The 20569-nt window shown below is 64.1% G+C and carries 21 protein-coding genes and 1 tRNA gene; 9 read left to right on the top strand and 13 right to left on the bottom strand.

All coding sequences use genetic code 11. From position 1 onward, the window contains the following. Positions 1-48 precede the first annotated feature (48 nt). Positions 49-690, bottom strand: coding sequence for a dihydrofolate reductase family protein (locus tag QX034_RS13905; RefSeq protein ID WP_315702037.1), 642 nt, complete (start codon positions 688-690; stop codon positions 49-51). Positions 691-796: 106 nt separating this feature from the next. Between QX034_RS13905 and QX034_RS13900 the strand changes: the two genes are divergently transcribed. Continuing rightward, a complete protein-coding gene (locus QX034_RS13900; RefSeq protein WP_315702038.1) occupies positions 797-1147 on the top strand; it encodes a metalloregulator ArsR/SmtB family transcription factor in 351 nt (116 codons plus the stop codon). Next, positions 1131-1655, top strand: a complete 525-nt coding sequence (locus QX034_RS13895; protein WP_316195478.1) for an SRPBCC family protein — start codon at positions 1131-1133, stop codon at positions 1653-1655. The genes QX034_RS13900 and QX034_RS13895 overlap by 17 nt, the downstream gene beginning before the upstream one ends. A gap of 98 nt (positions 1656-1753) precedes the next feature. Here QX034_RS13895 and QX034_RS13890 read toward each other — a convergent pair. The 3 genes from QX034_RS13890 to QX034_RS13880 all read right to left on the bottom strand — a co-directional run bounded on the left by QX034_RS13890 (position 1754) and on the right by QX034_RS13880 (position 4436). Beyond that, positions 1754-1843, bottom strand: a tRNA-Ser gene (locus QX034_RS13890). A 230-nt stretch (positions 1844-2073) separates the two neighbouring features. Then, positions 2074-2733, bottom strand: a complete 660-nt coding sequence (locus tag QX034_RS13885; RefSeq protein WP_315807164.1) for an outer membrane protein — start codon at positions 2731-2733, stop codon at positions 2074-2076. 569 nt (positions 2734-3302) lie between these two features. After that, positions 3303-4436 carry an ROK family protein gene (locus tag QX034_RS13880; RefSeq protein WP_316195476.1) on the bottom strand — a complete coding sequence of 378 codons (1134 nt, stop codon included), beginning with the start codon at positions 4434-4436 and terminating at the stop codon, positions 3303-3305. Between the two features lie 304 nt (positions 4437-4740). Between QX034_RS13880 and rplU the strand changes: the two genes are divergently transcribed. The 3 genes from rplU (at position 4741) to QX034_RS13865 (ending at position 6248) form a co-directional block, all read left to right on the top strand. Further along, complete coding sequence (gene rplU / locus QX034_RS13875; RefSeq protein ID WP_315702041.1) at positions 4741-5124, top strand: 50S ribosomal protein L21; 384 nt, start codon at positions 4741-4743, stop codon at positions 5122-5124. A gap of 123 nt (positions 5125-5247) precedes the next feature. Continuing rightward, on the top strand, positions 5248-5517 hold the full coding sequence (gene rpmA / locus QX034_RS13870; protein WP_315702042.1) for a 50S ribosomal protein L27: 270 nt from the start codon (positions 5248-5250) through the stop codon (positions 5515-5517). Positions 5518-5651: 134 nt separating this feature from the next. Then, entirely contained in the window at positions 5652-6248 is a 597-nt protein-coding gene (locus tag QX034_RS13865) for a GNAT family N-acetyltransferase (RefSeq protein WP_315702043.1), read from the top strand. An 86-nt stretch (positions 6249-6334) separates the two neighbouring features. Here the strand turns inward: QX034_RS13865 and QX034_RS13860 are convergent, their stop codons facing one another. From QX034_RS13860 to QX034_RS13850, 3 genes are all read right to left on the bottom strand, one after another. Next, positions 6335-7096 (bottom strand): hypothetical protein, encoded by a 762-nt coding sequence (locus QX034_RS13860; RefSeq protein WP_315702044.1) that lies wholly within the window; start codon positions 7094-7096, stop codon positions 6335-6337. A gap of 63 nt (positions 7097-7159) precedes the next feature. Next, positions 7160-7954: an enoyl-CoA hydratase gene (locus QX034_RS13855; RefSeq protein WP_315702045.1), complete on the bottom strand. Its 795-nt coding sequence runs from the start codon at positions 7952-7954 to the stop codon at positions 7160-7162. 80 nt (positions 7955-8034) lie between these two features. Beyond that, a complete protein-coding gene (locus tag QX034_RS13850; RefSeq protein ID WP_315703124.1) occupies positions 8035-9246 on the bottom strand; it encodes an ABC transporter substrate-binding protein in 1212 nt (403 codons plus the stop codon). Between QX034_RS13850 and QX034_RS13845 the strand changes: the two genes are divergently transcribed. The 3 genes from QX034_RS13845 (at position 9134) to QX034_RS13835 (ending at position 11744) form a co-directional block, all read left to right on the top strand. Further along, on the top strand, positions 9134-9445 hold the full coding sequence (locus QX034_RS13845) for a hypothetical protein (protein WP_315703199.1): 312 nt from the start codon (positions 9134-9136) through the stop codon (positions 9443-9445). The genes QX034_RS13850 and QX034_RS13845 overlap by 113 nt on opposite strands. 11 nt (positions 9446-9456) lie before the next feature. Further along, positions 9457-10239: a thermonuclease family protein gene (locus tag QX034_RS13840; RefSeq protein WP_315761457.1), complete on the top strand. Its 783-nt coding sequence runs from the start codon at positions 9457-9459 to the stop codon at positions 10237-10239. Between the two features lie 125 nt (positions 10240-10364). Further along, positions 10365-11744, top strand: coding sequence for a M48 family metalloprotease (locus QX034_RS13835; RefSeq protein ID WP_315703125.1), 1380 nt, complete (start codon positions 10365-10367; stop codon positions 11742-11744). A 68-nt stretch (positions 11745-11812) separates the two neighbouring features. On the opposite strand, the gene QX034_RS13830 is transcribed toward QX034_RS13835, so the two are convergent. Next, on the bottom strand, positions 11813-12607 hold the full coding sequence (locus QX034_RS13830) for an N-acyl homoserine lactonase family protein (RefSeq protein ID WP_315767647.1): 795 nt from the start codon (positions 12605-12607) through the stop codon (positions 11813-11815). Between the two features lie 30 nt (positions 12608-12637). Continuing rightward, on the bottom strand, positions 12638-13393 hold the full coding sequence (locus QX034_RS13825; RefSeq protein ID WP_315702048.1) for an SDR family NAD(P)-dependent oxidoreductase: 756 nt from the start codon (positions 13391-13393) through the stop codon (positions 12638-12640). A gap of 135 nt (positions 13394-13528) precedes the next feature. Between QX034_RS13825 and QX034_RS13820 the strand changes: the two genes are divergently transcribed. Next, positions 13529-14419 carry an AraC family transcriptional regulator gene (locus tag QX034_RS13820; RefSeq protein ID WP_315702049.1) on the top strand — a complete coding sequence of 297 codons (891 nt, stop codon included), beginning with the start codon at positions 13529-13531 and terminating at the stop codon, positions 14417-14419. 128 nt (positions 14420-14547) lie between these two features. Here QX034_RS13820 and QX034_RS13815 read toward each other — a convergent pair whose 3' ends face one another. The 4 genes from QX034_RS13815 to QX034_RS13800 all read right to left on the bottom strand — a co-directional run bounded on the left by QX034_RS13815 (position 14548) and on the right by QX034_RS13800 (position 20251). Next, entirely contained in the window at positions 14548-15387 is an 840-nt protein-coding gene (locus QX034_RS13815; RefSeq protein ID WP_315702050.1) for a CarD family transcriptional regulator, read from the bottom strand. Between the two features lie 502 nt (positions 15388-15889). Next, positions 15890-16228 (bottom strand): ferredoxin FdxA, encoded by a 339-nt coding sequence (gene fdxA / locus QX034_RS13810; RefSeq protein WP_315767648.1) that lies wholly within the window; start codon positions 16226-16228, stop codon positions 15890-15892. 162 nt (positions 16229-16390) lie between these two features. Further along, on the bottom strand, positions 16391-16618 hold the full coding sequence (locus QX034_RS13805; protein WP_315702052.1) for a S4 domain-containing protein: 228 nt from the start codon (positions 16616-16618) through the stop codon (positions 16391-16393). A gap of 84 nt (positions 16619-16702) precedes the next feature. Further along, complete coding sequence (locus QX034_RS13800) at positions 16703-20251, bottom strand: helicase-related protein (RefSeq protein ID WP_315761459.1); 3549 nt, start codon at positions 20249-20251, stop codon at positions 16703-16705. Between the last annotated feature and the right edge of the window lie 318 nt (positions 20252-20569).

The raw sequence follows: 20569 nt of genomic DNA, 5'->3' as shown, positions 1-20569 counted from the left end.
GGGCCAAGTTTGGATAGCCGATGACCGCCGTAAGTCGATGGCCGATGGCTAGCGCTGGAACGTGAGGTGGACGGTCCCGCTCTCGGCCGTTTCGGTCTTGGTGGTGTAGCCGGCCTCCAATCCGCGCAACTCGTCCCAGAGGCGTATGCCCCGCCCCAGCAGAATTGGAGCAATGGCGACATGGATGCGGTCCACAAGTCCAGCCTTGAGATAGGCGCGGACCATGGTGGGTCCGCCGCCTATCCGAACATCCTTGCCGTTTGCGGCTCTCTCGGCGCGCTGCAGCGCATCAACCGGATCGGCCGCGAGGAAGTGGAACGTGGTGCCTCCGGCCATCTCGATGGAAGGCCGCGGCGTGTGCGTCAGGACGAAGACCGGGCAGTGAAATGGCGGCTCGTCGCCCCACCAGCCCTTCCAGTCCGGATCATCGGGAAAGTTGTGCAGGCCGAACTTGCCGGCCCCCATGATCTCGGCGCCAATGTTGGTGAAATAATCTTTCGCATACTCATCGTCGAGGCCGGTGGTGCCTTTGCCGCTGGTGTCTTTGAGCACGCGCTCTCGAAACGTCCTTGTGGCCACATATGCTGCAACAAGGCGCGTCCAATCGGGGCCGAACGGGTTTTCGGGTGTCTGGTCGGTCGTCGTTGCGAAACCGTCGAGCGAGATAAGAAGGTCGACACGTACTGCCATTGGCCTCTCCTAATAGTAAGGCACATACCTTATTAATGAAATGAGATACAAAGGCAAGTGCCTTATTATTGTTGACGCATGTGGACGATCCGCCTTACCGTCGCGCATGCCTTATCATTCGGCCCCACTCGACCTTGCCTTCCATGCTCTCAGTGACCCGACACGCCGGGCGGTGGTGTCGCGTCTGGCCGAGGGAGAGTTGCCGGTCAGCGCCCTCGCGGAGCCCTTCGATATGGCGCTGCCCTCCTTCGCTCAGCATCTCAAGGTGCTGGAAGATTGCGGATTGATCGCCAGCGAGAAGCGCGGACGCAGTCGCTGGTGCCGACTGGAACGAGCGCGCTTCGAGGAGGCGGCCAATTGGATGGAAGCGGAGCGTCGACGCTGGGCCGCGCGGCTCGACCGGTTGGAAGCCTATTTGGACGGGACGGAAGAGAACGACGATGGAAAAACTATTTGAGACCTGGTCGCTCGACCGTGAGATCGTGGTCGTCAAGGTGCTGAAGCACCCGCGACATAAGGTTTTCGCCGCTTGGATGGATCCGGAAGCGCTGGCGCAATGGTACGGCCCGGCTGGCCTCAGCATCGAGAACCACGAGGCCGATATCCGCGAGGGAGGGCAATGGCGCTTCGACATGGTGGGCGTATTCGAGGGCCAAGAGCAGCGCTTTCCCAACCTCATGCGCTTCTTGAAGATCGTGCCCAACGAACTGATCGTGGTGGACTATGGTACCCCGGACCTCAACGACCCTGAGCGCTTCTACATGACGGTTACCTTCGATGAGCAAACCGACGGCAAGACCGTATTGACCTTGCGCCAGCTTCACCCAAGCCGCGAACGGCGTCAGGTGGTCGTCGGTTTCGGCGCGGTGGAGTATGGCCTGCAAACGCTTGATGGTCTGACCGCTTGGCTAGATCGTCGAACGCTGCGCATCTTGGGGGTTCCGGTCGCTGCCCTAGCGCCATGATCGACTGCTTTTGGGGCCTTACGGCCCAATCCCAACGACCGGAATGCCGTCGCTGATCTTCAAGATATTTCGGGCTGTAGCGTACAATCGGCGGCAAATGGCGGAGAGGGAGGGATTCGAACCCCCGATAGGCTTGCACCTATGCCGCATTTCGAGTGCGGTGCATTCAACCACTCTGCCACCTCTCCGGGCGCAAATCAGGGGCATGGCCCCCGTGGTTGGGCCGTGTTCTAGGGCACGATGGCGGGGGTGACAAGGCAGCGAGGGCGAAAATTTGCCCGCACGCTGGCAGATGCGGACAAGCCGCCGACGCGGTCCGCCGGGGCAGGCGGACCGCGCGTGCGGCGGGTTCGACCGGACAAGCGAGCCGCCGCACGGGGGCCAAACGTTGGACGTGGCGGCCCCGGAGCGCGTTATCTCAGCGGAAGAGATCGAAATGGTAGTTCACGCCGACGCTGACGGTGTGGATCTTGGCCGCGTTCCAGTCCGGCAGATTGTCGTGCTTGAGGTCGATGTAGAGATATTCGAGCCTGGCCGACCATTTCGGCGCGAACGCCCATTCGGCGCCGCCGCCGGCGACCCAGCCCATCTTCATCTTATGGACAGGACCGTCCTTCAATTCGCCGGCGGCAAGGCCGGCGGTGCTGTAAAGTAGCAGCCGCGAATCGAGCACCGCGATGCCGGCGCGGGCGCGGCCGGTGCTCAGCCAGGGCACACTGATCTCCGGGCTCACCAGATCGGCCTTGTGAGACAGATTGCCGAACGCAAGGTCGTTCTCGATACCGACCACGAACATCGGCGACAGCTGGTAATTGTAGCCGGCCTGCAGCCCGCCGATCGCGCCGGAGAGCTTACCGCCGGCCCCTCCGCCGAAATTGCTGTACGCGTTGGCGCCAGTGAAGCCGCCGCCGACATTGGCGCCGACGTAGAATCCCGTCCAGGAAAACGGGGCCGGCGCGGGCTGCATGTAGGCCGGCGCCTTGTACGTGTTGGCCGGCAGATCGGCGGCATTTGCGCCTGCGCAGGGCAGCGTCGCAAGCAGCGCCGTCAGCCCATATCCGGCGGCTTTGATCTTCATGTCCTCAGTCTCCAGTTGGCGGCTTGACGCCGCGCACGTCCCACCCCGAATTGGGTTGCGTCATATAAAAACCGTCTAGACGGTTTGTAAATAGGCCAATCCGTCACCCCGGCAGTTCCTGCGAAGGATCGCAACCGAACAGCGAAGCGGCGCGAAAGCGAAGGGAGCTGGGAGAAGGGACTTGGGAGGGGAGATGCGGAAAAAATGTGGGACCGCCATACGCTGACACACAATGGCGGTCCCGTGTCGCTTCATCTTGGGGAAACCAACCGAAAGAGACGGGGGTCAATCCGGCTGGCCTGAGCGACAAGGCAGCCTTGCGGCATAGGCCGGATCGCTGCAATGCAAACTCATCCTTAACGTCTAAAAAGCGATCTTTAACCTAACCGGTAAAGGTTACCGGCGGCGGCCGCGCACTATCCCTATCCTATTGATTGCAAGATATTTTTCAACAAGCGCCGACTGAGGCCCTGGCGCAATCCACGATTGTCGGCAGCAACCCTTCACGCGCTTCTATGCTGCATCGCAACAATATGAGAGGGGGACGGGCGCATATCGATACCGAGCAGCTAATCCTTGCTCTTCTTCTTGGCTTTCTTGTCGTCGGATTTGTCGTCCGCTTTGTCCTTATCCTTCTTGCCGTTCTCCTTGTGACGGTTGGTGAAGCGGGCGTTGCCTAGCCCGGTGCCGATGGTGAGCACGCCCCAGTGCTCCATTCCCTGCATGAACGGCACCTCCGACAGGCCCTGCACCACTCCGTCATTGTGCATCAGCAGCGCGGTGTCGTGGCCGCCGATCATAGGAATCGCCTCGATCAGGCTGCTCGGCAGATTGAACTTGCTGCTCTCCCAATTGCCCGGCAGGTTCTGGGCGCCCTTCTCGATCGATCCGTCCGCATCGATCACGCCGGGACAGGCGATGCCGATGAAGGGCGCGAGCTTGAAGCCCTCAGCCTCGGCCTTCTCGATCAACCCCTTCAGCATCTTGGCCAGCCGCTTCACTGCACCTTCGCGGGTCGGCTCGTAGTCGGCGTGGCGCCACAGGTCGGACTTCCACACCGAGGCTTTCGAGAGGTCCGGTGCCTTCTTGGCGCCAGTCTCGACCACGCCGCAGCGGATATTGGTGCCGCCGATATCGACCGCCAGGATGCTGTCATGGGCTTCGAAGATCCAGGAAGGCGCCAGATGCAGCGCGCCGATCAGCCCGGCATCATCCGGGTCGTAGCGGATCGGCACCAGGTCAACCTCGAAACCTTCGTCCCTGAGGATGATTTCGGCGCGTGCAATCGCAAGCTCGCCGAGCCGGGAGGCGCGAAAGCCGCCGCCGACCACGATGCATCCGGTGTCGGCCCAGGCCTTGGTGCGCAGGAAACGCCGGGTGACGTAAGCGAGCTCCTGGGCGAAGTCCTCGATCGCCGAATGCACCACCGCAGACGCCTCGGTGTCCTCGCCGATCAGGATCTCGTCGAGCACCTTCTTGCGGATCTCGTCGGACGACTCCTTGCCGAACGGGTCCTTGCCGGATTTACGCAACGGCTTGCGCCAGCGCTCGAAGATCTTGCGGAAGGCGCCCTTGGAGGCGCGGTCGCCGACAAAGCCGTCCTCGTCCTTGATCTCGATATTGAAGCTGTCGATGTCCACCGACGGCAGTCGCGTGGCGCCGTGCCGGGCGATGCCGGTGGAGGTCATGACGTCCTCAGCCATTGGTCCCTGCCCTTTTCGCGTGTTGGGTGGACACAACGGCGGAGGGAACCGTTTGGTTTCGTTGAAGGCGGCCGGCGGCCATTTACCTTGACTCACCGACCCTTGCGGCTATAAATGCCGCTTCATCCGGCGTGGGTCCTCCCGCGCCGCTTGTTTTTGCGCGGATTTGGCGGGCTTTCTGCCCTTGGAAACTGCGCAGGATCGTACCGGTCGAGGTACGACCAAACCGAACCATAACGACTGAACAAGAAGCCGGCCCGCAGTTTCGACTCGAGGCCGGGATCGAACACGAAGGAATAGAACGATGTTCGCAGTCATCAAGACCGGCGGCCGGCAATACCGTGTCGCTCCGGATGATGTGCTCGAGATTGGCAAGATCGAAGGCGAAGTCGGCACGATCGTGCAGCTTCCCGAAGTGCTGGTGGTCGGCGGCGACACGCCGGTGCTGGGCGTCCCCACCGTGGCCGGCGCCACGGTCGCGGCCGAGGTGCTGCAGCACAAGCGCGGCCCCAAGGTGGTCGCGTTCAAGAAGCGTCGCCGCAAGAATTCGCGCCGCAAGCGCGGCTACCGCGACGAGCTGACGGTGCTGCGCGTGACCGAGATCTTGACCGACAACGCCAAGCCGACCATCGGCCCGCGGCCGAAGAAGGCCAAGGCTGCGGCACCGGCGGCAGACGCGGCCGAGTAAGGATTGCGGCGCAAGCGCGCCACATCGACAGACAATTCGCGCGGACCTCACGTCCGCACATCGCAAATGTGAATGATTCTCCAGCCAAATTGAGCTAGAGAGAAGCGAGATCGGAGACGAGCCATGGCTCATAAAAAAGCAGGCGGTTCATCGCGCAACGGCCGTGATTCCAAAGGCAAACGCCTTGGCATCAAGACGTTCGGTGGCGAGCGCGTGATTCCCGGTAACATCATTGCGCGTCAGCGCGGCACGACCTGGCACCCTGGCCTTAATGTTGGCATGGGCACCGACCATACGCTGTTCGCCAAGGTCGAGGGCGTCGTAGAATTTCATGACCGGTCCAACCGCACCTTCATTTCGGTGCGTCCGGTGGCTGCAGAGGCGGCCGAATAACGGTGGATCAAATTACGTCCGCCGGGTCCTGATGAACCGGCGGAGCGCAAAAAGGCTCCAGGGGAGGCGGGACACCGGCCTCCCCTTTTCGTTGCGTGCGTCATATTGCCGTCGCCGTGTTGATGGAGCCCGACATGCTGCAGGAGATCCCGACATCGACCTTTCGCGAGGCGAGACCTTGCGTCCTCGAGACCGAGCGGCTGATCTTGCGTCAGCCGACGCTCGCGGACGTGAAAGCCATCGCCCGTCTCGCCGATGACCGCCGCATCGCCGAGAACACCCGTCGCCTGCCGCATCCTTATACGCCCGATGACGCCGTCAGCTTCGTGCGCGGGCTCGCCGATGGCGGCAAGGAAACGGCCTTCCTGATCGAGACCGATCGCCAGCCGATCGGCATCGTCGGCGTGAACTGGCGCGCGCCGGACCTGCCTGCCCTCGGTTACTGGCTCGGCATCGCCTATTGGGGCCGCGGCTACGGCACCGAAGCCGCGCGCGCAATCATCGACTACTTCTTCGATGCGCACGGGCACGACGCGCTGCTCGCCTATGCGCGCGTCTCCAATCCCGCCTCGCGCAACATCCTCGAGAAGTGCGGCTTCCAGTGGACCGGGGTCGAGCTGCACCGTTTCGAAGTGCTGGCCTCCTCGGCGCCGGTAGATGCGTTCCGCCTCTCCCGCAACGTCTGGGCCTCGCTGAAGAACTGGGCCAGCGCCGCGCGCCGGGCGATTTAGGCGCCTCGCCTCATCCCCCTCCAGAGAGGCTCCCTGGAGGGCAGAGGCCAACCGATGCGGCCCTATGGTCCGGCCACAGGGCCACGTCACGCCTGCAGCCTGAACGTCACCCCACCCAGCGAGAAACCACCGTTCACGACCGAATGCCCGCGCGCCTGCGCAGCGGCACAGATTCCCCTCGCATCGGCCGCGCGAAACGTCAGCCCACTCACGATCTCGCGGTCACCCTCCACGAAGCGAAAGCGGGCGTTTGGCAGATCGATCTGCGGCGTCTCGCCGGCCTCGACGGTTGGCGCGATCTCGAGGATGCGGCCCCAATGCGCAGCGAGGCCCGACGGATCGGGGCTCTGCAGCTCGACCGCGGTCAGCGCCATCGTCACGTTCTTGCGGATCGCGCGCTGCCAGTCGGGTCCGGCCGGCGGATAACACCCAAGGATATCGTCACTGCCTGTGGTGTGATTGAACTCGATGAAGGCGGCGCGGCAGTCGCGCGGATGCAGCTGCACGCCGTGATAGGGCGGATGATCGATCACGTTCGCCGTCCGCACGCCGAGCGCATTGGCGTTGCCAGCACGCGCGTCCGGATCATCGCAGGCGAAGATCGCCATATAGCCGCCCTGCCCGCCGGTCTTCTCCAGGAAGCGTCCCGCGGCTGTGCCGGCGCGGATCGGCGCGACGATCTCCAGCAGGATCGTATCGACCGGCAGCAGTGCATTCTCCAGGCCGTATTTGCCGACATGCGGATCGCGGTAACAGACCTCGAGTCCCATGATCTCCGCAATGTCGGACACAACGGGCTCGAGCCGCGGTGCGACCAGGCAGACCTGGCGCAGATGCAGGTAGCTCATGATACACACCTAAGAGGTCTGGATTGCTTCGTCGCTTCGCGCTTCGCAACGACGACGTTGCACCTATTTGCCCTGGAACACCGGCGGCCGCTTCTCGACAAAGGCTTTCGCAGCCTCCATGTGGTCGGCGGTCTCGCTGCAACGAGAGTGATGCATCGCCTCCGCATCGAAGCAGTGTTCGAGCGACAATGTCTCCGCGTTGTTGATGTTGCGCTTGATATAGCCGAGCGTCACCGTCGGCCCGTGCGCCAACGACATCGCAAGTTCGCGCGCGGCCGCCTCGACCTCCGCGTCCGGCACGACCTTCGTCACCATGCCGAGCGCGTAAGCCTCCTGGGCGCTCAAGAGCGGCGAGGTCAAATAGAGCTCACGCGCTTTGGCGCTGCCGAGCAGCTGGGTGAGAAAATAGGTGCCGCCGAAATCGCCTGACAATCCGACCTTGGCGAAGGCGGTGGTGATCTTGGCGGAGGCGCCGGCGACGCGGAGATCGCAGGCCAGCGCAATCGAGAGCCCCGCGCCCGCGGCAGCGCCATCGATCTGCGCCACGACAGGCTTGGGCATTTGGTGCAGCAGGCGCGAGACTTCCATGCGGTCGCGCAGGATGGCAACCTTGCTCTCGAACGGCGGAGGCGCCTTGCCCTCGGCCATCGCCTTGACGTCGCCGCCGACACAGAAGGTGCCGCCGGCGCCCTTGATCAGGACCGCCCGCACATCATGGTCCTCCATGGCGCGGCGGGCGGCGGCAACGAGACCGGTGGTCATCTCGGCGTTCAGCGCATTGCGCCGCTCGGGACGGTTCATCGTAATCGTGAGCAAGCCGGACTCGAGGTGCTGCAGGACGGTGTCGTTGGCGGTCATCGGATTTACTTTCCGTTGTCATTGCAGGGATCGCAGTTCGTCATTGCGAGCAGCGAAGCCGCCTCGCTCGCAACGGCGGACTATTTCTTCACCAGCGCGCAGCGCGAGGCTTCCAGCGGCTGGAATGCCTGGTCGCCTGGCACCGTCGCCAGCAGCTTGTAGTCATCGGAGCGGCCTTTGGATTCGGATGGCTTCTTCACCTCGAACAGATACATGTCGTGCACCATGCGGCCGTCCTCGCGGATGTGGCCGCCTTTGGCGAACATGTCGTTGATCGGGGTTGCCTTCATCACCTTCATCACGGCGGCCGGATCGGTCGTGCCGGCCGCCTTTACCGCATTGAGATAATGCAGCACCGACGAATAGACGCCGGCCTGCGCCGAAGTCGGCACGCGCTTGGTGCGCGCCATGAAGCGCTTGGTGAAGGCACGGGTCTCGTCGTTGAGGTCCCAGTACCAGGCCTCGGCGAGGAGAAGCCCCTGCGCGGTCTCGAGCCCGACGCTGTCGATGTCGGAGACGAAAGCGAGGAGCGGAGACAGCTTCTGGCCGCTCTTGGTCAGGCCGAATTCGGCGGCCTGCTTGATCGCGTTGATGGTGTCGCCGCCGGCATTGGCAAGGCCGATGACCTTCGCTTTCGAGGCCTGCGCCTGCAGCAGGAAGGATGAGAAATCGGACGTATTGAGCGGATGGCGCACGCTGCCAAGCACCTTGCCGCCGGACTTCACGATCACATTGGTGGTGTCTTTTTCCAGATCCTGGCCGAAGGCATAGTCGGCGGTGAGAAAGAACCAGGTGTCGAGCCCGGATTTCACCGCTGCAAGCCCGGTGACGTTGGCCTGCGCAAACGTGTCGAACACGTAGTGCACGGTATAAGGACCGCAGGCCTCGTTGGTGAGCCGCACCGAACCCGGGCCGTTGAAGATGATGATCTTGTTGCGCGCTTTTGCGATCTCGCCCGCTGCGAGCGCGGTGGCGGATGCTGCTACGTCGTAGATCATCTCGACGCCTTGATTGTCGATCATGTCGCGGGCGATGTTGGCGGCAAGATCGGCCTTGTTGAGATGGTCGGCGGCCAACACTTCGATCTTGCGCCCAAGGACCTCGCCGCCGAAATCCTCCACCGCCATCTTGGCTGCCGTCTCGCTGCCTACGCCCGTGATGTCGGCGTAAAGGCTGGACATGTCCAGGACGCCGCCGATCTTCAGCGGCGGCTTCTCCTGTGCATGCACAGCACCTGACGTGAGCGAGAGAACGGACGCCAATGCAAACAACGGCGCCAACGCGCCCGACAATATCCGCGTCATTAAAATCACCTCCCTGGCGGACGCCGTCATCGCGGCGGCCCTTATCATTGATTGGCCGGATCATGCCGCAGCGCTTGCCAAGCAGCAAGGGCAGCGGCCGGTGCTGCTCAGATCGCGACGTGCTGCAGTTTTCCATTCGGTGGAATGGAGAAAGTATGGGATGATCGTCCGACGTCGAATCCGGTGACGGCTGCGAGGATGAACACGCAAAGCGCGTTTTTTCTTATCTTCACAACTATGCTCGCGATTGCCGGTCCGGCAGCAAGCGATGCCTCGCCGTGCGCGTTCGAATCGCTCGGCGACGGACGCGTGACCGAGGTTGTAGATGCGCGAAGCTTTCGTTTATCCGATGGTCGCGAAATCAAGCTCGCCGGCGTTGAGCTGGCGACTGCAACCGGCAACCCGAGCAATGGATTGGCCGAACTGATCGATGGCCGCGAGGTCGTCCTGTACGGGAGCGACGATGCGCCGGACCGCTATGGGCGACAGAGCGCTTTCGTGTCGATCGCAGGCTCGGATGTGCTCGTTCAGCGCGAGTTGCTCGCGCGAGGGCAGGCGCTTCTGGCCACCGACATCGCCGACAGGGACTGCGCAGCGGCGCTCGCCGCCGCCGAATCCGAGGCCCGCGCCGACAAACGCGGCATCTGGGCAGACGCCATCGTCATAAAAAGCGCGGAAAGTCCAGACGATATTTTGTCTCGGGTCGGACGATTTACAGTTGTCGAAGGCAAGGTCTTGTCCGTACGACAGGCAGGGGCGACGACGTACCTCAATTTCGCACGTAACTGGACACGGGGTTTCGCTGTGACTATTTCAAGGCGCGCGCTGCCGGTCTTCGAGTCGGCCGGCCTTGCCGTAAAGTCCTTGGAACAACGACGGATTCGGGTGCGCGGCTGGGTAGAGGCGCATTCCGGGCCGAACTCGGGACCGCGCATCGACGCGGCCAGGGTGACCCAGATCGAAGTCTTGAACAGCAACTGACGACGAAGCTACCGGGGAGCCACGTGAAAGGGTTTGCGCACTGGCGTGGAAGAGCGACGAGGAGCGGCCTTCGGGTCGCGCCCGCTTTGCTATGCCTCGGCTTCGCGCTCGCCGGCTGCAGCTACATGGGCAAGCTGCAGACCACGACCGCACCGACGCCGACACCGCGCCCCAAGCCCGCCATCGTCCAGACGACGCCCGCCAGCGATCGCGAACACGAAAGAATACTCGCAACCTATGGTGGCTCGTACGACGACCCGCAGCTTGAATCCCTGATCGGCAAGATCGTTGACCGGCTGGTGGCGGCCTCCGACCATCCCGAGCAGAGCTACAAGGTGACCATCCTGAATTCCGGTGCGGTCAACGCCTTCGCCTTGCCGACCGGCCAGCTTTACGTCACCCGCGGCCTGATCGCGCTTGCCAACGACACCTCCGAGCTCTCTTCGGTGCTGAGCCACGAGATGGCGCATGTCCTCGCCCACCATGCGGCGATCCGTGAAGATCAGGCCCGCCAGGTTGCCGTCGTGACGCGCGTCGGCTCCGACGATCCCGATCTGACCGCGCTGGCACTGGCGAAGACCAAGCTGACGATGGCGAGCTTCTCGCGCGCCCAGGAATTCGAAGCTGACGGCATCGGCGTCGGCATCTCGGCCAAGGCGCATTTCGATCCGTTTGGCGCGGCACGGTTCCTCAGCTCGATGGAGCGCAACGCGGAGCTGAAGGCCGGCAAGATCGGGTTCGATCCGCGGGCGCAGGACTTCCTGTCCTCGCATCCGGCAACGCCGGAGCGGGTGCAGAATGCCGAGGCGGTCGCCAAGCAATATGCCTCTGCCGACCCCAGGGAGCACGATCGCGAGACCTATCTCGGGGCCATCGACAACATTGTCTATGGCGAGGACCCCAGCGAGGGATTCGTACGCGGCCGGCGCTTCCTGCATCCCAAGCTCGGCTTCACCTTCCAAGCGCCGGAGAACTTCACGCTCGACAACACCGCACAGGCGGTGATCGGCGTGCGCGAGGGCGGCGCCCAGGCGATGCGCTTCGACGTGGTGCGGGTGCCCGCCGAGCAGACGCTCGGCGATTACCTGAATTCGGGCTGGATGGAGAATGTCGACAAGTCCGCGACCGAGGAGCTCACGATCAACGGGTTCCCAGCGGCCGCGACGACGGCGAGCGGCGATGCCTGGCAGTTCAAGGTCTACGCGCTGCGCGTCGGAACCGACGTCTATCGCTTCATCTTTGCCATGCGGCAACGGACGACGGAGAGCGAGCGCAACGCGCGCGAGACGGTCAATTCGTTCCGCCGCCTGAGCCTCGACGAGATCCAGTCGGCCCGGCCGCTGCGCATCAAGGTCATCACCGTGCAGCCCGGCGACACGGTGGACTCGCTGGCGCACCGCATGGCCGGCCTCGATCACCCGGTCGAGCGATTCCGTGTTCTCAACGGGCTCGATGCCCATGCCCAGGTCAAGGTGCGCGACCGCGTCAAGATCGTGGTGGAGTGACCGGCCAAGCAGGGCAGGCCTTTCGATTTGCGTCCTCGTTGTCGCGACGACGACAAGCCGGCACTCGTCTAGTCGAAATACGCCGGCGCATGCGCAAGCGTCGCCGACTGGGTGGTATCATGGTTCAACCAGAGCTGCGCGCCCTCGGCATCGACGATCGCTGCGATGCGCTCCATCGAGGCCAGCGACAGCTCGCGGCTCGCATTCATAGTCGGCACCTGCCGATGTGCCATGTTGTAAGCGTCATGCGCGACGTCCCCCGAGAGCAAGACCGGCCCGGTGTTGGCGAGACGGACCAGTAGCGAGCAATGCCCGGGTGTGTGGCCGGGTGTGGAGATCACGCGAACCGAGTCGTCACCGAACAGATCGAGATCACCATCGATCAGTTCGACCTTGGCCTGCCCCAGACCCTCATAGAGCGCCGGAGTGTAGCCATGCTGGCGATAATCAGCACCGAACATGGCTTCGTGCTCGCGGCGCTGGATGTACCAGGTCGCGCGCTCGAACAGGCCGGCATTGCCGATGTGGTCGAAGTGCGCATGGGACAGCAGCACCGTCCCGATATCGGCCGCGGCGAGACCGATATCGGCGAGCTGAGCCGTGATGGGCCTGGCGACGATGCCCCTGATGCCGTGCGCGATGATCCTGCCCCGCGGCTCTTCGGCCAAGGCTTCGTCGATCCCGGTGTCCCAGAGGACCCATTCGCCGTTCCGCCGCATCAAATAGGCGTTGCAGCTCAGCGTCACCGGTTCGCCGCACCATTTCCCAGGCGTATAGACGGACCGGTCAGGAGCAATCGCAGCGCCGCCATCGAGCACGTAGAGACGATCGAGCGTTCCCAGATGTCGGCCGTTCGCGCTCATGGCCAATCTCCTGTCTGGCTGCTGTTCCGGTCAGATCGCCTGACCGCCGGAGACCTCGATCCGCTGGGCGTTGACCCAACGATTGTCTTCCGACAGCAGGCTTGCGATCATCGGACCGATGTCGTCGGGCAGGCCGACCCGGCCCAACGCGGTCATGCCGGCGAACACCTTGTTGATCTCGGGGTCGTCGCGCACGGCGCCCCCGCCAAAATCGGTTTCGATCGCCCCCGGCGCCACCGTGTTCACGGCAATGCCACGGCCGCCGAGCTCCTTGGCCAGGTAGGTCGAGAGCACCTCCACCGCCCCCTTAGCGGCCGCATAGGCGGCATAACCGGGGAACGAGGTCCGCGTCAGTCCGGAGGACAGGTTGACGATGCGGCCGCCATCCGCAAGCAGCGGCAGCAGCGCCTGAGTGAGGAAATAGACGCCCTTGAAGTGCACGTCGATCAGCCGATCGAACTGCGCCTCGGTCGTGTCGGCGATCAGCGCGTAATCGCCATGGCCGGCATTGTTGACGAGGTGGTCGAAGGTGTCGCGCTGCCAGCTCCGGCGCAGCGCGGCACGCAGCGTCTCGGCGAACGGCGCAAACGCCGCGACGTCGCCGCTGTCGAGCTGAAATGCCAGCGCCTTGCGGCCCATCGCTTCGATCTCGGCGACTACGGCCTGCGCCTCCTCCGCGTGGCGCTGATAGGTGAGGATGACATCGCCGCCGCGGCGGGCGATATGCAATGCAGTGGCCCGGCCGAGCCCGCGGCTGGCGCCGGTGACGAGCGCGATCTTGGTCATGTCTGCCTCCAGTCGGGATTTGACCACCCCGATATCGGGCCGCAGCGCCGTCCGCGGTTGCCAGAAGCTCGCCGTTTCTTGCCCGATCCTCCGAAGGAGGATGCATCGCCGGCGGCGCCGGTTTAGGCTCGTTGCATGACCAGTCTGCTCAGCACCGTGAGCCGCTACACGGCTATCCATGCCGGTGCCACAGGTCTCGCCAAGACCCTGATCCCGGGGCTCACGATGGTGCGTGCAACCGCGCCCAGCGAGCTCGTGTATGCGATCTCTCGACCGCTGGTTTGCCTGGTCGTGCAGGGCGATAAGCATGTCGCGATGGGGAAGCAGAGGGTTGCGTTTTCTGCCGGCGCTTCACTGATCATCACGGCCGACGTGCCCACTGTCAGCCAGATCACGCGGGCCAGCATCGCCGCGCCGTACCTCTCCCTGGTGCTGGAGCTTGATCCTGCGCTCGTTGCCGAGCTGATTGCGCAGATGAACGGCACGGCAGAAGCCGATGGCCACGCCGTTCGGGTTGAGCCGACCGATGCGGAAGCCGCCGACGCCGCGGTGCGGCTGGTGCGCCTGCTCGATCGGCCCGCCGCATTGCCCGTGCTGCAGGCGCAGCTCGTGCGCGAGATGCATTATTGGCTGCTGGCAGGCCGGCATGGCGCGGCAATCCGCAGGCTCGGCGGCCCGGACAGCCATGCGCAACGTATCGCGCGCACGGTGGCGTTGCTGCGCGCCGAATTCACGCAGGCGCTGCCGGTCCAGCAGCTCGCTGCCGTTGCCGGCATGAGCCCATCCTCCTTCCACCAGTATTTCCGCAAGCATACCTCGCTGTCGCCGCTGCAATTCCAGAAGCAGCTGCGGCTGATCGAGGCGCGGCGGCTGATGCTCGCAGAGGGCATGAATGCAAGCAGCGCCGCGTTCGCGGTGGGCTATGAGAGCGTGCCGCAGTTCACACGCGAATATGGCCGGCTGTTCGGCCTGCCGCCGGTGCGGGACATCAGGGCTGCGCGGAGCAAGCTGGAGGCCGTGGCCTGAGCAACGCCAGACGCGGCGGCGTACCCGCCGGACCAGGGACGTTCGAGTAAGCTCAGGACGATGGCTGCCCAAGCAAAAAGCCCGGCCTTGCGGGCCGGGCTTTCGTATTCGATTGAGCGGGTGACGCGTTACGCCGCCTCGTCGGCCACAGCGGTATCGTCGCCGTCGATATCATCGATATCGCCCTCGGCGTCGCCTTCACCCTCGGCAACCGCATCGGCTTCCGTCTTGGCGCCGCGACGCGGGCTCTTGGCGAGCTGGCCCTCGATCTCCTTGACCGCTTCGGTCTCGGTCGAGTGCTGCACGACGGCGATCTCGCGCGACAGCCGGTCCAGTGCCGCTTCATAGAGCTGACGTTCGCTGTAGGACTGCTCAGGCTGCGACTCGGAACGGTAGAGATCGCGCACCACTTCCGCGATCGCAACGATGTCGCCCGAGTTGATCTTCGCTTCATACTCCTGGGCGCGGCGCGACCACATCGTGCGCTTGACACGCGCGCGGCCCTTCAACGTCTCCAGCGCCTTCTTGACCAGCGCCGGATCGGACAGCTTGCGCATGCCGACATTGGCGACCTTGGCGGTCGGAACGCGCAAGGTCATCTTGTCCTTGATGAAGTTGATGACGAACAGTTCGAGCTTGGCGCCCGCAATCTCCTGCTCCTCGATGGCCAGGATCTGGCCAACGCCATGCGCCGGATAGACCACGAATTCGTTGGTCTTGAAGCCCTGACGCTGGGTGGGCAGCTTCTTTTCCTCGACGCGCGGAGCAGGCGCGGCCGGCTTGGCGGCCACGGTCTTGGCAGGCGCAGGCGCCGCGACGGCCGCCTTGGGGGCGGCAGCGGGCTTAGGAGCGGCAACGGCAGGCTTGGCGGCAACCTTCGCGGCAGAACTCTTGACAGCAGAAGCCTTGACGGCAGAAGTCTTGGCAGCAGTGGCTTTCGCGGCAGTCTTGGCAGTCTTTTCAGGCATTGCGCTTCTTTTGTTCTTCGAGGATTTGGCAGCCGAGGCCTTTGCGGCAGCCCGAACTTCCTTTACAGGAGCCCGGGCACGGCCCTTGGAAACGCTGCGGCTGGCCGCGGCGGGCTTCTTGGTACTCTTGGAAGCACTTTTTTTACGCGTTTTCTGTGACACAGCCTGCGCGCGGAACTGCCACGCCCCTGTTTGATGTTGCGGGAACCTAAAAGGGCGGCCAAAATTACGCATGGCCGGGTTCGGCTCTGAGAATGTGCCATATATAGCACATTTCCCGCAAAAATCAATGATTTAGAGGCGGAAGGGCGGTTCTGTGACGGATCCGCGTGCTTAGGGTTAAACGGCGAGTCGCCCGGTGCCGACAATTGCAGCATTCGGGCCGTCACCAAATCGTCTTACATCCTTGTTTCCGCGGAATGATTCGCAGCCGGCAAATTTGCCGGGCGACGGACCGGCCGTCACTCCCGCGGCAGCTCAGACCTCAGCCGAGAGGAGGCGCTCAATCCCCAGTTCCGGGATTGGGCGAAAAATATTTTCCGAACTTCCCATCCTCGCCGTCATGTTCCTTGGCGTCGCCGGGAGGATCCTTTTTCTGGGTGATGTTGGGCCAGGCCTTGGCATATTCGGCATTCACCCCGAGCCACTTTTCCAGCCCCGGCTCGGTGTCCGGCTTGATCGCGTCCGCCGGGCATTCCGGTTCGCAGACACCGCAATCGATGCATTCGTCAGGATGGATGACCAGCATATTGTCGCCCTCGTAGAAGCAGTCTACCGGGCAGACTTCAACGCAATCCGTATATTTGCATTTGATGCAGTTCTCAGTGACGACGTAAGTCATCCAGGGCTCCGGAACGGGTCTAGAAATCAGCTGGCCTGCACATTTGCAAACGTGCTTTCCCGGATGGGGAGCAAATGCTGGCGTCGGACCACTAGCGCAGGACGTGGTGGGCCGCAAGTGAACGGGGCAAAGAACTGAAACGGGTTTGTCGTGCAGCAAACGCTATTGCGAACCGCCCGCCAAGTCATCGTAGAGCACGCGCGCAGAGGTCGCATCGCCCCGTCGCTCCGCAAACGCCACCACCTTCAGGATCCGGACGCTGCGGTCGAGCGCGATGGTCAGCACGTCGCCGGGCTTGATGCCGTGGCCCGGCGAGGTCTCGCGGACGCCGTTGACGCGGACATGGCCGGAGGTGACGAGAGCAGCGGCGCTCGCGCGGGCTTTCACCACGCGCGCATGCCACAGCCATTTGTCGAGGCGCTGGCGCTCTGACGGGCTCTCCGGCTTGGCCTCGTCCTTCCTGCTGATCGCGCGTCAGTCCTTCCGGTTGTTCGCGGCGAGCTGCTCCTTCAGCGCAGCGAGCTTGGCAAACGGCGAATTCGGATCGATCGGCCGATCGCGGTCGCGCGAACCGGCGCTCGACGCGTAGGGCCGGAGCGCCGGGCCGCCGTCGCGCTTGTCGCGGCCGCCCTTACCGAAGTCCCGGCCGCCGCGCCCCTCGCGCTCGCCGCCGAACTTGCCGCCCTTGTTACGATCGCGGTCGCGATCACGTCCCTTGCTGTCGTGCTCGCGGCGGGGGGCCCGGTCCTCACGCGCCTGCACGCCTTCGCCCTGCGCTTGACCTTGAGGCTGGCCTTCAGTGCCCTGACGCGGCCCCTTCCGAAAGTCCTTGCCAAATTCCTTTACGCGGTCGCGGCGGCCATGCCCCTGACCATGGCGACGCTCGCCGCGAGACTCGCCCTCGGCCGGGGCAGCCCCGCCTGCAGCATGCTCGCCGGCCGGCTGTTGGCCGCGATCCTGATGCGGCCGCTGATGGCGGGGGCGCTGATGCTCATGGCGCGGGCGTCGCTCCTCGGAACGGCCGCCGGGACGCCAGACTTCGACCAGCTGCGGTTCGGCGGGCTCTGCCGCCGGAGTTGCGGTCGCTTCGGGGGACGCGGCTTCCGCCGGTGCTGCTGGGCTCACGACCTCCGGCTCGGCGGAGATTTCGGCCTGCGCTGCGTCGGAGGGCTCGGACTCGACGACAATGGACTCGGCGACGGTCGGCTCCGACGTGGGCGTCACCGCCTCTTCCGCGGGTGGCGGAGCGAAGTCGACCATTGGCAAGGAGGCCGCCGTCGCGATCGGTTCGGCCTGTTCGGACGTCTCGACCGGCTCCGGCACAGCGACGACCTGTTCGACCACCGGCGCCACTGCGGCCTCAGCCACCGTCGGAACCATCTCCTCGGTCGCAGGCGCCGCGGCGGCATCGTCGCCGATGGCCGGTGCTGCAGCGTCGGCGCCGGCGGTTTCCACCGCCGCCCCCTCGCTCGCGGCGGCGTCAGCAGCCATCGCTTCGCCGGCCGGAGCTTCCGTCGGCTTTTCAACGCCCTTGGGCGGCAACGGCGGGCGCTTCTCCATGCGATAGCCAAGCGCGCGCAGGATCGAGGCAAAATCCTCACCGGCCGATCCCGTCAGCGAGGTCATCGCCTGCGTCACCACGAAGCCGCGGCCGTCGAAAGCGCCTGCAGGCTTCTCGCCAGGAGCATTTTCCCGCCAGGCCAGCGCAGGCCGGATCAGATCGGCCAGCCGCTCGAGAATGTCGACGCGCACGGCACGTTCGCCGGCCTGCTTGTAGCCAAGCACGCGATAGGCGTCCCGCGGCAGCGCCTTGTCGACGGGAAAAGAGGTACGCCCCGAGCTTGCCAGATGCTGCGCGCCGGTCAGCGCGGACATGTCGACATTGCCCTGCTTCTCCGCCCACAGCAGCGCCGCGAGGGCGCGCGCCGCAGGCTTGAGCAGCGCCGGCAGGTAGATGTGATAGGCGCCGAAGCGCACGCCGTATTTGCGCAAGGTTGCGCGCGAGGGCTGATCGAGATCCTTCATCTCGCTCGCGATTTTGCTGCGTTCGATGACGCCGAGCGCCTCGACGAGCTGGAAGGCGATGCCGCGCGCAATGCCGGTGATGTCCTCCGCCTTGGACAGTTCGAACAGCGGGCCCAGCAGCTTCTCGATATGCGTCTTCAGCCACAGATCGAGGCGCGCCTGGACCTTGTCGCGCGCAGCGCCGGTAAGACGCTCGTCAGCGATGATGCGCAGGCGCGGATGCAGCGCGTCGTCAGCCGCCACCAGCTTGGCGACCGCATCCCCGGTCCAACGGACCGTACCGTCGGCGGTGAGCACGAAATGCTCATCGGGCGCGTTGGAGAGCTTTTCAGCGCGGGCCTCGATCTCGCCGGCCAAAGCCTTCTGGGCCGCAGCCTGCAGGGCCTTGGCTTCGGAGCCGGCCTCGGCGGCGTCGGGCGCGAAGGTGAATCCATCCAGCCGGCCGATCGCATGCCCTTCGACGATCACTTCGCCAGTCTTGCCGATTTCCGTATTCAAAACACTGTTCTCCCGCAGGCGCCGCATCAATACACTGGTACGACGATCAACGAAACGCTCCGTGAGCCGTTCATGCAGGGCGTCTGACAATTTATTTTCAACATCGCGGGTAATTCCCTGCCAATAATCGGGATCGGCCAGCCAATCCGGCCGGTTGGCGACGAAGGTCCAGGTGCGAATTTGTGCAATCCGGCCCGATAGCGTGTCGATATCGCCGTCGATGCGGTCGGCCTGGTCGACCTGAGCGGCATACCACGCGTCCGGAATCCGCCCTTTTTGCATCAAAAAGCCGAACACCGTGGTGACGAGCTCGGCATGGGCCGCCGGCGACAGCTTGCGGTAGTCCGGGATCTGGCAGGCTTCCCACAACCGCTCGACCGCCGCCGCGCCATGCGCCAAATCCCGCACATCCGCGTCGCGCGCCGCGTGATCCAGCACGCGCAAATCTTCGGCAACGGGCGCCCGCGTCAGCGCCTCATGCGCCGGCGGCAAAGCCAGCGACACCTGCAGCGCGCCCAAAGACGAAAAATCCAGCCGCGCATTGCGCCATTGCAGCACCTTCACGGAATCGAAGGTGTGGTTCTGCAGCACATTGACGAGTTCGGGCTCGAAGGGCGCGCAACGTCCGGTCGTGCCGAAGGTGCCATTTCGCGTAGCCCGGCCGGCGCGGCCGGCGATCTGGGCGAATTCCGCGGGCGTCAAACGACGGAACTGATAGCCATCGTATTTGCGGTCGGAGGCAAAGGCGACGTGATCGACGTCGAGATTGAGGCCCATGCCGACCGCGTCGGTGGCGACGAGATAGTCGACATCTCCGTTCTGGAACATCGCCACCTGCGCGTTCCGCGTGCGCGGAGATAGCGAGCCCAGCACCACCGCCGCGCCGCCATGCTGGCGTCGGATCAGTTCGGCAATCGCATAAACCTCGTCGGCCGAGAAGGCGACGATCGCGGTCCGCCTCGGCTGGCGCGTGATCTTGCGGTCGCCGGCGAATTCGAGCTGCGACAGCCGTGGCCGCGTCACCATCGAAGCGCCCGGCAGCAGCCGCTCGATGATCGGCCGCATCGTTGCAGCCCCCAACAACAACGTCTCGTCGCGGCCGCGCCGGTTGAGAATGCGGTCGGTGAAAACATGGCCGCGCTCGAGATCGGCTGCGATCTGGATCTCATCGACGGCAAGGAACGATACGTCGAGATCGCGCGGCATCGCTTCGACCGTCGAGACCCAATAGCGCGGATTTTTCGGCTTGATCTTCTCTTCGCCGGTGATCAGCGCGACTGCGTCGGAGCCGGTGCGATCGACGATCTTGTTGTAGACCTCGCGCGCCAACAGGCGCAGCGGCAGGCCGATGATCCCCGACGAATGCGCAAGCATGCGCTCGATGGCGAGATGCGTCTTGCCGGTGTTGGTCGGACCGAGCACGGCGGTGACGCCGGAGCCCGGAGCACGATCAGGCGTGCGCTCGAAGGGCGAGGCAGCCGAAGAGGACGAGAAGGCCATTCGTTAATTTTAGGTCTTTGCCGGCGTGATGTGCGCGTGTGCTGTTACACGCGATGGAACCGAGTTTTGAAGCGATTTCAGAAGGTCGCGACCGCACCCGGCTGTGTCAATTTGCTACGCATATAGTGTCGCACCTTAAGCTTCGGAACGCCCGGAGAACGAATCGCGCCCGAATCGCTGACTCCGGCGGCTTTCCGGCTTCGTTCACCGCAACATCTCGCGCGTGAGGTGAAAGACCGCACTAGATCAAGTTTTTGGAGCAACCACAAGCAACGGTTTTGCGACGGATTCGGCGCGGCTTTTTCGGAGCGCGAGTCG

This window comes from Bradyrhizobium sp. SZCCHNR3119, from assembly GCF_032487775.1.
GTDB lineage: Bacteria > Pseudomonadota > Alphaproteobacteria > Rhizobiales > Xanthobacteraceae > Bradyrhizobium.
Note: the sequence above shows the minus strand (reverse complement) of the source record. Positions and strands in the feature narration are given on the sequence as shown.